The organism is Paenibacillus sp. MER TA 81-3, from assembly GCF_023713585.1.
Classification (GTDB): Bacteria; Bacillota; Bacilli; order Paenibacillales; family Paenibacillaceae; genus Paenibacillus_B; species Paenibacillus_B profundus.
Genome location: NZ_JAMAWB010000030.1, coordinates 33,296 through 47,404, shown reverse-complemented (window position 1 = coordinate 47,404; position 14,109 = coordinate 33,296). Strand labels below are relative to the sequence as shown.

21 protein-coding genes are annotated in these 14,109 nt (G+C 46.8%); all 21 read right to left on the bottom strand.

Annotated elements, in window-relative coordinates; translation table 11 throughout:
- Positions 1 to 26: 26 nt before the first annotated feature.
- The 21 genes from rplR to fusA all read right to left on the bottom strand — a co-directional run bounded on the left by rplR (position 27) and on the right by fusA (position 14,085).
- Positions 27 to 395 (bottom strand): 50S ribosomal protein L18, encoded by a 369-nt coding sequence (rplR, locus tag M3650_RS28435; RefSeq protein ID WP_019420711.1) that lies wholly within the window; start codon positions 393 to 395, stop codon positions 27 to 29.
- Positions 396 to 459: 64 nt separating this feature from the next.
- A complete protein-coding gene (rplF, locus tag M3650_RS28430) occupies positions 460 to 1,002 on the bottom strand; it encodes a 50S ribosomal protein L6 (protein ID WP_019420710.1) in 543 nt (180 codons plus the stop codon).
- A gap of 33 nt (positions 1,003 to 1,035) precedes the next feature.
- Positions 1,036 to 1,434 carry a 30S ribosomal protein S8 gene (gene rpsH / locus M3650_RS28425; protein ID WP_019420709.1) on the bottom strand — a complete coding sequence of 133 codons (399 nt, stop codon included), beginning with the start codon at positions 1,432 to 1,434 and terminating at the stop codon, positions 1,036 to 1,038.
- Between the two features lie 32 nt (positions 1,435 to 1,466).
- Complete coding sequence (locus M3650_RS28420; RefSeq protein ID WP_005544535.1) at positions 1,467 to 1,652, bottom strand: type Z 30S ribosomal protein S14; 186 nt, start codon at positions 1,650 to 1,652, stop codon at positions 1,467 to 1,469.
- An 87-nt stretch (positions 1,653 to 1,739) separates the two neighbouring features.
- On the bottom strand, positions 1,740 to 2,282 hold the full coding sequence (rplE, locus tag M3650_RS28415; protein WP_019420708.1) for a 50S ribosomal protein L5: 543 nt from the start codon (positions 2,280 to 2,282) through the stop codon (positions 1,740 to 1,742).
- Positions 2,283 to 2,309: 27 nt separating this feature from the next.
- A complete protein-coding gene (rplX, locus tag M3650_RS28410; RefSeq protein WP_019420707.1) occupies positions 2,310 to 2,660 on the bottom strand; it encodes a 50S ribosomal protein L24 in 351 nt (116 codons plus the stop codon).
- Positions 2,661 to 2,699: 39 nt separating this feature from the next.
- Entirely contained in the window at positions 2,700 to 3,068 is a 369-nt protein-coding gene (gene rplN, locus M3650_RS28405; RefSeq protein WP_019420706.1) for a 50S ribosomal protein L14, read from the bottom strand.
- A gap of 35 nt (positions 3,069 to 3,103) precedes the next feature.
- A complete protein-coding gene (gene rpsQ / locus M3650_RS28400) occupies positions 3,104 to 3,370 on the bottom strand; it encodes a 30S ribosomal protein S17 (RefSeq protein WP_019420705.1) in 267 nt (88 codons plus the stop codon).
- Positions 3,371 to 3,432: 62 nt separating this feature from the next.
- Positions 3,433 to 3,633, bottom strand: coding sequence for a 50S ribosomal protein L29 (gene rpmC / locus M3650_RS28395; RefSeq protein WP_019420704.1), 201 nt, complete (start codon positions 3,631 to 3,633; stop codon positions 3,433 to 3,435).
- A complete protein-coding gene (gene rplP / locus M3650_RS28390; RefSeq protein WP_019420703.1) occupies positions 3,623 to 4,057 on the bottom strand; it encodes a 50S ribosomal protein L16 in 435 nt (144 codons plus the stop codon). Before rplP ends, rpmC begins: the two co-directional genes overlap by 11 nt.
- A 2-nt stretch (positions 4,058 to 4,059) precedes the next feature.
- Complete coding sequence (rpsC, locus tag M3650_RS28385) at positions 4,060 to 4,725, bottom strand: 30S ribosomal protein S3 (RefSeq protein WP_087432348.1); 666 nt, start codon at positions 4,723 to 4,725, stop codon at positions 4,060 to 4,062.
- A gap of 13 nt (positions 4,726 to 4,738) precedes the next feature.
- Entirely contained in the window at positions 4,739 to 5,071 is a 333-nt protein-coding gene (rplV, locus tag M3650_RS28380) for a 50S ribosomal protein L22 (RefSeq protein WP_019420701.1), read from the bottom strand.
- Positions 5,072 to 5,105: 34 nt separating this feature from the next.
- A complete protein-coding gene (gene rpsS, locus M3650_RS28375; protein WP_019420700.1) occupies positions 5,106 to 5,384 on the bottom strand; it encodes a 30S ribosomal protein S19 in 279 nt (92 codons plus the stop codon).
- Between the two features lie 71 nt (positions 5,385 to 5,455).
- The gene (gene rplB, locus M3650_RS28370) at positions 5,456 to 6,286 is read right to left on the bottom strand and encodes a 50S ribosomal protein L2 (RefSeq protein WP_019420699.1); all 831 of its coding nucleotides are present in this window, start codon (positions 6,284 to 6,286) and stop codon (positions 5,456 to 5,458) included.
- 33 nt (positions 6,287 to 6,319) lie between these two features.
- Positions 6,320 to 6,610 (bottom strand): 50S ribosomal protein L23, encoded by a 291-nt coding sequence (rplW, locus tag M3650_RS28365; RefSeq protein WP_019420698.1) that lies wholly within the window; start codon positions 6,608 to 6,610, stop codon positions 6,320 to 6,322.
- Entirely contained in the window at positions 6,610 to 7,233 is a 624-nt protein-coding gene (gene rplD / locus M3650_RS28360; RefSeq protein ID WP_019420697.1) for a 50S ribosomal protein L4, read from the bottom strand. The genes rplW and rplD overlap by 1 nt, the downstream gene beginning before the upstream one ends.
- A gap of 25 nt (positions 7,234 to 7,258) precedes the next feature.
- Positions 7,259 to 7,882, bottom strand: a complete 624-nt coding sequence (rplC, locus tag M3650_RS28355) for a 50S ribosomal protein L3 (RefSeq protein ID WP_019420696.1) — start codon at positions 7,880 to 7,882, stop codon at positions 7,259 to 7,261.
- An 86-nt stretch (positions 7,883 to 7,968) separates the two neighbouring features.
- Entirely contained in the window at positions 7,969 to 8,277 is a 309-nt protein-coding gene (gene rpsJ, locus M3650_RS28350; protein ID WP_006037947.1) for a 30S ribosomal protein S10, read from the bottom strand.
- Positions 8,278 to 9,107: 830 nt separating this feature from the next.
- On the bottom strand, positions 9,108 to 10,469 hold the full coding sequence (locus M3650_RS28345; protein ID WP_251579549.1) for a globin-coupled sensor protein: 1,362 nt from the start codon (positions 10,467 to 10,469) through the stop codon (positions 9,108 to 9,110).
- 245 nt (positions 10,470 to 10,714) lie between these two features.
- Entirely contained in the window at positions 10,715 to 11,908 is a 1,194-nt protein-coding gene (tuf, locus tag M3650_RS28340; RefSeq protein ID WP_019420694.1) for an elongation factor Tu, read from the bottom strand.
- A gap of 101 nt (positions 11,909 to 12,009) precedes the next feature.
- A complete protein-coding gene (fusA, locus tag M3650_RS28335; RefSeq protein WP_019420693.1) occupies positions 12,010 to 14,085 on the bottom strand; it encodes an elongation factor G in 2,076 nt (691 codons plus the stop codon).
- Between the last annotated feature and the right edge of the window lie 24 nt (positions 14,086 to 14,109).

Here is a 14,109-nt window from a genome sequence, read left to right as displayed (position 1 = left end):
TCGTCTACCTCCTTCGATTGAATTCATTAGAATTCAAGGCCAGCTTCGCGTGCCGCGTCAGCCAACGCCTGAATACGTCCGTGATACAAGTAACCGCCGCGATCGAATACGACTGTTTCGTAACCTTGTGCTTTTGCACGTTTCGCGATCAATTCTCCCACTTTGCGTGCCGATTCGACGTCACCGCCGTTTTTGATATCGGCATTAAGCTCTTTGTCCATCGTTGATGCAGATGCGATTGTTACACCTTTAACATCATCGATAAGCTGAGCGTAGATATGTTTAGAGGAACGGAATACGTTCAAACGCGGACGTTCTGTCGTTCCTTCAATTTTCTTACGGACACGAAGGTGTCTTTTCAAACGAGCTTTGTTTTTATCGGCTTTCGTAATCATCTGATTGTTTCACTCCCTTCAGTTTGACCGTCAAGCTACTAAGGTAAGTGAGCTAGGCAAGATTTTATTTCTTCTTGCCTGCTTTACCTTCCTTGCGAATAATACGTTCGCCTTCGTACTTAATCCCTTTACCTTTGTAAGGCTCAGGTTCGCGTACAGAACGAATCTTCGCTGCGTATGCACCAACGCGCTCTTTGTCGATGCCTTTAACGATAATTTTTGTTTGAGCAGGCACTTCGAACTCAATGCCAGCTTCCGGTGTAATTTCAACCGGATGGGAGTATCCAACGTTCAAGACGAGCTTGTCGCCGGACTTGTTCGCACGGTAACCTACACCGACCAACTCCAGAGTTTTGGAGAAACCTTCCGTTACTCCATTCACCATGTTGCTGATAACACTGCGAGTAGTTCCGTGCAACGAACGATGAGTTTTATTATCAGAAGGACGTTCTACGGAAATGAGAGTTTCTTCAACGGACACTTTCATGTCTTTATGAAGTTCACGCGTCAATGTTCCTTTCGGTCCTTTTACAGTAATAACGCTGTTATCCAGAGTGACAGTTACGCCACCTGGCACGTTAATTGGCTTGCGACCAATACGAGACATGTGTTGTTGCACCTCCAATCTTATGCGAATGGTTTACCAAACGTAGCAGATTACCTCGCCACCAGATTTTGCTTGGCGAGCTTCTTTGTCTGTCATAACGCCCTTAGACGTCGAAATAATTGCGATACCGAGACCGCCCAATACGCGTGGAACCTCTGTGGATTTCGTGTACACGCGCAAGCCTGGTTTACTGATGCGCTTCAAGCCTGTAATAACACGCTCGTTGTTTGCACCGTATTTCAGGAAAACGCGGATCATACCTTGTTTGTTGTCATCGATATATTCTGCATCGCGGATAAAACCTTCACGCTTCAAGATTTCAGCAATTTGCTTCTTCATCGTCGAAGCTGGCATTTCCACCGTTTCATGACGTACTGTGTTTGCATTGCGAATGCGTGTAAGCATATCTGCAATCGGATCGGACATAACCATTAGTGTAAACCTCCTTCCCGCAACAGGGTTGATTACCAGCTAGCTTTTTTAACGCCAGGAATCTGGCCTTTGTATGCCAATTCGCGGAAACAAATTCTGCAAATTTTGAACTTACGTAATACAGAGTGCGGACGACCACAGCGCTCACAGCGCGTATATGCCCGTACTTCAAACTTCGGTTTGCGTTGTTGCTTGATTTTCATCGAAGTTTTTGCCACGTAGTTGACACCTCCTAGAGATTTGTGTCGATGTATTCGGAACGAATGCTCTCCGTCCGTTTCACAATCTTAACCGTCCTGCGCGAATTACTTCACGAAAGGCATGCCGAGTTGCGTCAACAGTTCGCGGGACTCTTCATCCGTATTCGCCGTCGTTACGATGACGATATCCATACCGCGCACTTTATCTACTTTATCGTACTCGATCTCAGGGAAGATAATTTGCTCCTTCAGACCAAGTGTGTAGTTGCCGCGGCCGTCAAACGCTTTGTTCGAGATACCGCGGAAGTCGCGGACACGAGGGAGCGTGACATTGAACAATTTGTCCAAGAAGTGATACATACGCTCACCGCGCAGTGTCACTTTCACACCAATCGGCATTCCTTCACGAAGTTTAAAGCCTGCGATAGACTTCTTCGCGCGTGTGATAACTGGTTTTTGACCAGCGATTTGTTGCAGTTCAGCAACCGCTGTATCCAATACTTTGGAGTTCTGAACAGCCTCACCCATACCCATGTTGATGACGACTTTCTCCACTTTTGGAACTTTCATAACAGATGTATAGTTGAACTTCTGCATCAACGCAGGAGTAATTTCGTTTAAATAACGTTCTTTCAAACGAGCTGCCATGTAAAAAGGACCTCCTTTCCGTAAGCGTTAGTCGATGATTTCGCCGGAGCGTTTCGCTACGCGCACTTTTTTGTCGTTCACTACTTTGTAACCGATGCGCGTTACTTTACCCGACTTCGGATCCACGTGCATAACGTTCGATGCATGAATTGGCGCTTCTTGCTCGAGAATGCCGCCTTGTGGGTTCATAGCGTTAGGCTTCTGATGCTTCTTCACCATGTTTACGCCTTCTACAAGAACGCGGTTCTCACGAGGGTAAGCTGCGATAACGCGGCCTTTTTTGCCTTTGTCTTTACCCGTGATGACGATAACCGTGTCGTCTTTTTTCACGTGCAATTTATTGTTATGCGACTCGAGAATTTTCTTCAATCGTGGCATGTGTCACACCTCCTGAGTCTTGCCTGGCGGGCAAGTTGATTAAATAACTTCCGGAGCCAGGGAAACGATTTTCATGAAATCTTTTTCGCGAAGCTCGCGAGCAACAGGTCCGAAAATACGAGTCCCGCGAGGGCCCTTGTCTTCTTTCACGATAACCGCTGCGTTCTCGTCAAATGCGATATAAGAACCGTCTTTACGACGAACAGCGCGCTTTGTACGAACAATAACCGCTTTTACAACGTCACCTTTTTTGACAACGCCGCCTGGTGTTGCTTGTTTTACGGAGCATACGATCAAATCACCAACGTGAGCTGCTTTACGTCCAGTACCGCCCAACACGCGAATGCACATCAGTTCCTTCGCACCAGAGTTGTCTGCTACCGCCAAGCGTGAAAATGGCTGAATCATTCGATTGTCCTCCTTTCGGTGAAACTATCCGTCCATTAAACGAGTACTGCTTTTTCTACGACTTCAACGAGTCTCCAGCGCTTGTCTTTCGACAACGGACGCGTCTCCATGATTTTAACTGTATCGCCGATCTTTGCTTCGTTATTCTCGTCATGCGCTTTGAACTTCTTCGTATATTTGATGCGTTTGTGGTACAAGTTATGCTTCTTGTACGTCTCAACCGCAACTACGATTGTTTTGTCCATTTTGTCGCTAACGACTTTTCCGATCTGCACTTTACGAGCGTTACGTTCTTCACTCATGAGTGTAAAGCCTCCTTCCTGGATACAGGATGTCTATATTCCGAAATTGACATCAAGGTCAATTAACTGGTAATCCCAAGTTCTCTTTCACGAACAACCGTTTTTGCACGGGCAATCGCTTTACGTACGTCACGGATGCGAGTTGGGTTGTCAAGCTGTCCGGTAGCCAATTGGAAACGGAGGTTGAAGAGTTCTTCCTTGAATCCGGCAATCTTTTGTTCAAGTTCAGCAGTGGTCAAGTTGCGGAATTCACTAGCTTTCATTTGCTTCACCACCCATTTCTTCGCGTTTCACAAACTTCGTCTTGATCGGCAGCTTATGAGCAGCAAGACGCATTGCTTCGCGTGCTACATCCTCAGGGACACCAGAAAGTTCAAACATGATCTTACCTGGCTTAACTACAGCCACCCATTTCTCGACGTTACCTTTACCGCTACCCATCCGAACCTCAAGCGGCTTCGCCGTTACTGGTTTGTCAGGGAAAATTTTAATCCATACTTTACCGCCACGTTTGATGTAACGAGTCATCGCAATACGGGCAGCTTCGATTTGACGGTTCGTAATCCATGTAGGTTCCATAGCTTGTAAACCGTATTCACCGAAGTTCAACGTCGTGCCACCCTTAGCTTGACCTTTCATGCGGCCTTTTTGATGCTTACGGTGTTTGACACGTTTAGGTACCAACATGATTAGTTGCCTCCTTCCTCAACAGCCTTTTTCTTAGCCGCAGGAAGTACCTCTCCACGATAGATCCATACTTTTACGCCGATGCGGCCGTAAGTTGTATGAGCTTCAGCTGTGCCGTAGTCTATGTCGGCGCGAAGCGTATGAAGTGGCACTGTCCCTTCGCTATATCCTTCCGAACGAGCGATTTCAGCACCGCCCAGACGACCGCTAACTGCAGTTTTAATCCCTTTTGCGCCTGCACGCATGGAACGTTGAATTGCTTGTTTCAATGCACGACGGAATGAAACACGGCGTTCCAACTGTTGTGCAATGCTTTCAGCAACCAGAATAGCGTCCAAATCTGGAGTTTTAATTTCCGAAATGTTGATGTGCACTTTCTTACCGCCAGCAATTTTCGTTACTTCACGGCGAAGAGCTTCAACCTCGGAACCACCTTTACCGATGACCATGCCCGGCTTAGCAGTGTGGATTGTGACGTTAACGCGGTTAGCCGCGCGTTCAATCTCAATCTTGGAAACGGCTGAATCTTTCAATCTATTTTTAAGGAATTCACGAATTTTAACATCTTCGATCAGTAATGTGCCGAAGTCTTTCTCAGCATACCACTTGGATTCCCAGTCACGGATAATACCAACTCGAAGTCCGACTGGATTTACCTTTTGGCCCACACGTTATCCCTCCTTATTTCTCAGATACCACGATTGTAATGTGGCTAGTTCTCTTGTTGATGCGGCTTGCACGTCCCATAGCGCGTGGGCGGAAACGTTTCATCGTAGGCCCTTGGTTCGCATACACTTGCGCAATAACAAGTTTGTTCACGTCCATTTGGTAGTTATGTTCTGCATTGGCAATTGCCGAGTTCAACAATTTCTCCACCACTGGGGACGCCGATTTCGGCGTGTGGCGCAAAATTGCGATTGCTTCGCCCACTTCTTTACCGCGAATCAAGTCGATAACGAGCTTGACTTTGCGTGGAGCAATGCGAACATTATTCGCATGTGCTTTCGCTTGCATGGAAGTACCTCCCCTCAAATGCTATATCTCAAAATTATCGTCTGCCCGTTTTCTTATCGTCATCATGACCTTTGTACGTACGCGTTGGCGCGAATTCGCCAAGCTTGTGTCCGACCATATCTTCCGTTACGTACACAGGCACGTGTTTACGGCCGTCATAGACTCCGAATGTGTGGCCGATGAATTGAGGAAAAATAGTAGAACGACGGGACCAAGTCTTAACAACAACTTTCTTGCTGGACTCGTTCAACTCTTCAACTTTCTTCATCAGATGACCATCGACGAATGGTCCTTTTTTCAAACTGCGACCCATGTGTGAATCCTCCCTTCACGAGACCTTATACTTGCGCATGTTACGCCACTTCGTATTCAATCCGTGAAATATTATTTCGTGCGGTGACGAACAATATATTTATCGGAATGCTTACCTTTTTTACGCGTTTTGTAACCAAGTGTCGGTTTACCCCATGGAGACATAGGAGACTTACGACCGATCGGCGCGCGACCTTCACCACCACCGTGTGGGTGATCAACCGGGTTCATGACGACACCGCGAACGACTGGGCGTTTACCCAACCAACGGCTGCGTCCTGCTTTACCGACTTTGATAAGCTCATGGTCACCGTTACCAACGGAACCAATTGTCGCACGGCAAGTTCTCAAAACTTTACGAACTTCACCAGAAGACAAACGAACCGTTACATACTTTTCTTCTTTACCGAGCAATTGGGCTTCCGTACCAGCGGCGCGAACCAGCTGACCACCTTTACCCGGTTGCAACTCGATATTGTGGATAACTGTACCCACTGGAATGTTCTCAAGCGGCAATGCATTACCAATTTTGATGTCCGAACCCGAACCCGATTCGATAACATCGCCTACTTTCAAGCCTTTCGGTGCGATGATGTAACGTTTCTCACCGTCAGCATAATTGATCAAAGCGATGTTGGAAGTACGGTTTGGATCATACTCAACTGTAGCAACGCGGCCTGGAATGCCATCCTTGTTGCGTTTGAAGTCGATAATACGGTATTTACGTTTGTGTCCTCCGCCTTGATGGCGAACCGTAATTTTACCTTGGTTGTTCCGGCCTGCTTGCTTGCTCAAAGGTGCAAGCAACGATTTCTCCGGTGTGCTTGTCGTAATTTCTTCGAACGTAGACACGCTCATACCACGACGAGCCGGGGATGTCGGTTTGTACTTTTTGATTGGCACTAGTTTTCCCTCCTTACTTTACAAGTCGTGTATTTATACCGTTTCGAAGAACTCGAGCGGCTTGCTGTCTTTCGTCAACGTTACGAATGCTTTCTTCCATTCGGAAGTATAACCAGAGTAGCGGCCATAGCGCTTAGGCTTTGCTGGCACGCGAAGCGTGTTCACGTTCGCTACTTTCACTTTGAAAATCTGCTCAACAGCTTGTTTGATTTCCGTCTTATTCGCACGGATATCAACCTCAAATACGTATTTCAGGTCGTTCATCATGTCAGCTGTGCGCTCAGTGATAATGGGACGCTTAATGATATCGCGAGGGTCTTTCATTACGCGAACACCTCCTCTACCTTCTGAACCGCATCTTTCGTAATGATGAGCTTCTCATGGCGAAGAACATCATATACGTTAACACCGTCTGCTGCAACCAACTTCACCGAAGGAATGTTGCGAGCGGAGAGTGCCACGCTGTCATTGTACTCAGGGAGCACAACAAGCGCTTTGCGATCCACTTTCAGATTGTTCAAGATCGCCGCAAATTCTTTAGTTTTCGGCGCGTTCATAGCCAATGCATCCAATACGATGATTTGCTCTGCCAATACTTTAGAAGACAATGCGGATTTAATCGCCAGACGGCGTACTTTCTTAGGAAGCTTAAAGGCATAACTGCGTGGCGTTGGTCCAAATACGACTCCGCCGCCTTTCCATTGTGGCGAACGAATAGAACCTTGACGCGCACGGCCTGTTCCTTTTTGTTTCCAAGGTTTACGACCGCCGCCGCGAACTTCGGAACGGGTTTTAACTTTGTGCGTACCTTGACGCATCGATGCAAGCTGCATAACAACCGCATCATGAAGCACGTGTTTATTCGGTTCGATACCGAATACTGTGTCGGCCAATTCAATCTCGCCGACTTGTGCGCCGCTAATGTTGTATACTGCTACTTTAGGCATTCTGAGCTCCTCCTTTCCTCACCAATTACTTTTTAACTGCTTGTTTCACGTTAACGAAGCTGTTTTTAGGACCTGGAATGGAACCTTTAACGAGGATGATATTACGTTCTGCATCCACTTTAACAACTTCGAGATTTTGAATTGTAACCGTATCTGTACCCATGTGACCTGGAAGGCGTTTGCCTTTAGGTACGCGGTTCGCTTGAATGGAACCCATGGAACCTGGTCCGCGGTGGTAACGGGAACCGTGAGTCATTGGACCGCGGTGTTGTCCCCAACGTTTGATAACGCCGGCGAATCCCTTACCTTTGGAAATACCAGTAACGTCTACGAATTCACCTTCTGCAAAGATGTCGGCTTTCAACTCCTGGCCAACTTCATATTGAGAAAGTTCCACACCACGAAGTTCTTTTACGTAGCGCTTAGGCGTTGCATTTGCTTTTTTAGCGTGACCGATCTCTGGCTTCGTCGAACGCTTTTCCTTCTTATCAGCATAGCCGATTTGGATAGCTTCGTAGCCATCGTTCTCAACGTCTTTCTTCTGAAGAACGACGCAAGGACCAGCTTCGATAACAGTTACCGGCACTACATTACCTTCAGCGGTAAAGATTTGAGTCATGCCGAGCTTTTTACCTAAGATACCTTTCATGTTGACACCTCTTTTCCATCCTTAATCCGTTCATTCTAATGAAGAAATCAGTTATTCAGTTGTGGATAACTGTTCTCCAGTAAAGTTTATAGCTTAATTTCAATATCTACACCGGACGGCAAGTCCAGACGCATCAGTGCATCCACCGTTTGCGGCGTTGGATTCACGATGTCGATCAAGCGCTTATGTGTGCGCATTTCGAACTGCTCGCGGGAATCCTTGTACTTGTGCACCGCACGAAGCACGGTGATGATTTGCTTCTCCGTTGGCAACGGGATTGGCCCGGATACTCCTGCACCGGAACGTTTTGCCGTTTCAACAATTTTCTCAGCGGATTGGTCAAGAATTCTGTGATCGTATGCTTTCAAGCGGATACGAATTTTTTGCTTTGCCATTTTAGTCCCTCCTTTTATCGCCCAATTTTGCATCGGACATACTCCGTGAAAATTTTCCTCGCACCGCCATGGCAAAGGGGCCAGGTGTGTCGGTAACCTCTCACTTCATCGCAACGTCGACGAACAACATTCATTATTATATATAAATGTCCCGGTGATTGCAAGTTTTTTTCACAACGATTTTCATCGGCTGCTTGCATCCTACTAGGACATTGTATAATCCGACTCTAGCAAATCTGCTATATGAGTTTAACATGAATACCGCACATATTGTAAGATGCAGGTTTTGGATATGGATTCATCATTCAGTGACTATAAAAGTTGCAGGGCTGCAGGCTTGCCGTCCCCCTATTGTCTGTCCCATCTTACAATGCATGAAAACTGCCGCTATGCCTCTTTAGAGCAGGCTTCATTGGAATATGCAGCAGCATGATAGAACGAATTTTTTTCATTCTTGGTGATGGTAACGGAACGTCGACAGGGTGGTTTGTCCAATGTTTTGGTCGCTTGTACCGCAGATATCGCTGAAATAGAGCCCGATCCACTGTACGATATCCAGTCCACATTCTATTCTGCCGACCAATCGATACATTTGACTGTATATTCTACAACTGGGCTCACATCGATTGCAGAAACTTCTACTTATATATAAGCAGCATCGTAATCCGTTTCATCATTATTTTCATCTTAATCCTCCTGCTCTCTATATATGAAGTATGACGATTGCAATCGTATCATGTCCTATGTTCGAAACACAGAAAAAGACTGGCGTAATAGCTCAGCCTTTTCCAATAAAGATATACGCACCATTCTCTCAGCGGCTTCCCTCTCTATAAATGCAGCGTCGCTTCATTCAACCGTTCCGCCGAAGCGGCAACTTCGTCAGTTGATTGGCCGATGCCTGTAGTGATCTGCAGCAGCGTCTTCATTTCTTCCTGCATGTGCTCCATGTCCGTCGTGCTCTGCTCCACCTGTTCTACGATGTGGCGGAACGTGTCACCCGTCGCATCCGCTTGTTCTCTGACGGTGCTTACATTGCCCTTCACCTGCGTAATGATATGGACAACCGCATTCGTGACCAGCGTGGAATTCCCAATCAACTCTTCAATATCCGTAACCGTATCCTTCGTATGCGCAGCCAGCTTGTTGACTTCTTTGGCAACGATCGCAAAACCTGCCCCATGCTCGCCGGCACGCGCAGCCTCGATTGAAGCATTGAGCGATAACAAATTCGTCTGGTCCGCAATTTCTTTTACAGCTCCTACAATCGAACGGATACGCAAAGATGTATTTTTCAATTCGTCAATGCTGGATTTCATTTGATGTGTATGCGCAACGATTTGCTGCATACTGCTCTTAAATTGCATTATGAGCCGTTCTCCGTCTTCCGCTCTGGCCTGCGTATGACGGGCTGAATCGCTCGTTTGCACGACCTTTTCATTCAAATTCATACCGCGCGCGATTAAGCTTTGTATCGTCTCATTCGTACTAGCGGTAAGCTCTGCCAAGCGACTGCTTAACTCCGCAATATTACGTTTCAGCTCATCCTTTACCTCTTGATACTGTTGTTCTCGTTCTATCCGATGTCGCTCCTCGTAAGATTCCAACACAATTTGCTGTTCCAGATTCATGATCTTCATAATGGCCATCATCATCCGTATTTGCAGCTGCGAGTCACCGATGTGCTGATGAATGATGTCGATTAACCCGGTCTGCACATTTTGAAAGGCACCCATGTACCATTTGGAATCCAAGCCGATACGATGGTGGACTTCCGCAATCTTAAAGCGCTTCTTCAAAAAAGCCTCATCGATCACTCCGTCAAATATTTCCGAAATATGCTGTTCCAACGTCTTCTTCAGACGATCTATTGTACTGTGACTTTGAATCATTTCACTGAGGCTCGTTACATCAAGGATAGTGGCATAAAAAACGTCCGTTATGGAGGCGATATGAGGAAGAAGATGAGGCTTTATCGCTCTAAGCAATGATAAATCGCTATCAGTTATTCCAATCATACCTATTTGCTTATGTATGGGATGACTCTCTGGCAGTCGAATTCCTTGTTCCATCATGAATTCCGTATCGATATCCCAATACTTCACGTGACTTGGTTGGGCAACAGCTCCACCATCGGTCTGTGTCTTTCCAGCTGTATCTCTCCACCGTTTAACCCATTGCTTTACACGCATGTTTTGCTTCCTTTCTGCTAGTACATTCTAACAACATTCGACACAAAACAGGTCTATAAGCCTATTTAAATTTCAATGAATGCATGATTTAAGCTTTATTATACAAGTCTTGCGTAAAAAACAAAGAGAGAACGATGAACGAACTGTGAATTCCAATGATGGTTATGTAAAAAAATAATATAAAAAACCCCTGTCCCGAAGGACAAGGGGTTCTATGAAGCGCCGACTACTGCCGGCAGCTTACATTATTTGATGATGGATGCAACCGCACCAGCACCTACTGTACGGCCACCTTCGCGGATAGCGAAGCGAGTACCTTCTTCAATCGCGATTGGATTGATCAGGTTAACAGTAACTGTGATGTTGTCACCAGGCATAACCATTTCAGTGCCTTCTGGCAAATCGATTACACCAGTTACGTCCGTTGTACGGAAGTAGAACTGTGGACGGTAGCCAGTGAAGAAAGGCTTGTGACGGCCACCTTCTTCTTTAGTCAACACGTACACTTGTGCAGTAAACTCAGTGTGTGGTTTAACCGAAGCTGGTTTAGCCAATACTTGACCGCGCTCGATGTCTTTACGGTCAACACCACGGAGCAATGCGCCAATGTTGTCGCCCGCTTGAGCGGAATCAAGAAGTTTACGGAACATTTCAACGCCCGTAACAACACATTTACGAGTTTCTTCTTGAATACCAACGATTTCAATCTCGTCGCCGACTTTAACTGTACCACGCTCTACACGGCCAGTAGCAACTGTACCGCGGCCTGTGATGGAGAATACGTCCTCGACAGGCATCAAGAAAGGCTTATCAGTGTCGCGCTCTGGAGTTGGGATGTACTCGTCAACTTGGTTGAACAATTCGACGATTTTTTCAGCCCATTCTCCTTCTGGGTTTTGAAGAGCTTCACGAGCAGAACCGCGAATGATTGGAGTATCGTCGCCAGGGAATTCATATTCGCTAAGAAGATCACGAATTTCCATTTCAACCAATTCCAACAACTCTTCGTCTTCAACCATGTCGCATTTGTTCATGAATACGACGATGTAAGGTACGCCTACTTGGCGGGAAAGCAAGATGTGCTCACGAGTTTGCGGCATTGGGCCGTCAGCTGCGGATACAACGAGAATCGCGCCGTCCATTTGAGCAGCACCCGTAATCATATTCTTAACGTAGTCGGCGTGACCTGGGCAGTCAACGTGAGCATAGTGACGGTTATCCGTCTCATACTCAACGTGGGAAGTGGAAATTGTGATACCGCGTTCGCGCTCTTCTGGAGCTTTATCGATTTGATCGAATGCGATAGCGGATCCACCGCCGTATTTTTTTGCCAGAACTGTAGTGATTGCAGCAGTCAAAGTTGTTTTACCATGGTCAACGTGACCGATCGTACCGATATTAACGTGCGGTTTCGTACGTTCAAACTTAGCCTTTGCCATTTGAACTAGTTCCTCCTTAATAAGTGGAATGTATGGTTTAATGGCTGGAAGCGCACGGGCAAGCCATGCGCTCAGCCGATTGAAAACAATTCAAGGACGAATTACTCGCCTTTGTTCTTAGCAATAATCTCTTCCGAGATGTTGCGTGGAACTTCTTCATAGTGAGAAATCTCCATCGAGAACACACCGCGGCCTTGTGTACCGGAACGAAGTGTTGTCGAGTAACCGAACATTTCTGCAAGAGGCACTTTAGCACGGATAATTTGTGCGCCTGCACGAGAATCCATACCTTCGATGCGACCGCGGCGAGAGTTCAGCATACCCATAACGTCGCCCATGTACTCTTCAGGCACAGTGACTTCGACTTTCATGATTGGCTCGAGCAAGCAAGGATTACACTTCTCTTTTGCTGCTTTAAGCGCCATAGAACCGGCAATCTTAAACGCCATTTCACTGGAGTCGACATCGTGGTAAGAACCATCGAAAATTGTCGCTTTAATATCAACGAGCGGGAAGCCGGCCAAGACACCGTTCTTCATCGACTCTTCGATACCGGCTTGTACCGGTGCGATGTATTCACGCGGAACGACACCACCGACAATTTTGTTCTCGAAGGTAAAGCCAACACCTGGCTCTTGCGGTGCGAATTCGATCCATACGTGCCCGTATTGACCACGGCCACCGGACTGACGTACGAACTTACCTTCAACCTTAGCAGCTGTACGGAATGTTTCACGATAAGCAACCTGAGGTTTACCTACGTTTGTTTCCACTTTGAACTCACGACGCATACGGTCAACGATGACATCAAGGTGAAGCTCACCCATACCGCCAAGAATCGTTTGTCCCGTTTCTTCATCCGTGTGGGCACGCAGTGTTGGATCCTCTTCCGTAAGCTTGGACAAAGCTACACCGAGTTTGTCTTGGTCTGCTTTTGTCTTCGGCTCAACGGCAATGTGGATAACCGGATCAGGGAAGTTCATGGACTCCAAGATTATCGGATTTTTCTCGTCGCACAGCGTGTCGCCTGTACCTGTATCTTTCAAGCCAACTGCAGCCGCAATGTCACCGGAGAAAACTACGGCAATTTCTTCACGGCTGTTCGCGTGCATTTGAAGGATACGACCGATACGCTCGCGCTTGTTCTTCGTTGCATTCAGTACGTAAGAACCGGAGTTCAGTACGCCAGAGTATACGCGGAAGAATGTCAGCTTACCAACATAAGGGTCAGTCATAATCTTGAACGCGAGGGCCGAGAACGGCTCTTCGTCCGAAGAATGACGAATGGCTTCCGTACCATCTTCGAGATGACCTTGAATATCAGGCACATCCAATGGAGACGGCAGGTAGTCAACAACAGCGTCGATCATCATCTGAACGCCTTTGTTGCGGTAGGAAGATCCGCATACAACAGGGAAGATTTGAACGCTGCATACCCCTTTGCGAAGAGCTGCTTTCAGTTCAGGAACTGTAATCTCTTCGCCTTCAAGGTATTTCATCATCAAGTCTTCGTCGAGTTCTGCAATCTTCTCAACCATTTCCATGCGAAGCTCTTCAACTTTGTCTTTCAACTCAGCTGGAACTTCAGCTTCATCTACTTCTTTACCGAGGTCATCTTTAAAGATGTACGCTTTTTCCGTCATCAAATCGATGATACCTACGAAATCATTCTCTGCGCCAATCGGCAATTGAATTGCTACAGCGTTCGCTTTCAAACGATCTTTCATGGAATCAATAACGCCGAGGTAATCAGCGCCGATGATATCCATTTTGTTCACGTAAGCAATACGAGGCACGCCATAACGGTCAGCTTGACGCCATACCGTTTCGGATTGCGGCTCAACGCCTTCTTTTGCAGAGAAAACGCCTACGGCTCCGTCCAATACGCGAAGGGAACGCTCAACCTCTACCGTAAAGTCAACGTGGCCCGGAGTATCGATAATGTTAACGCGGTGACCTTTCCATTGTGCGGTTGTTGCCGCAGATGTAATGGTGATACCACGCTCTTGTTCTTGTTCCATCCAGTCCATTGTTGCAGAACCTTCATGAGTTTCACCGATCTTATGAGTACGACCAGTGTAGAACAAAATACGCTCCGTTGTCGTTGTTTTACCGGCATCGATGTGAGCCATGATCCCGATGTTACGCGTATTTGCCAAGGAGAACTGTCTTGCCATGGAGTGATCTCCCTTCAAAATGGG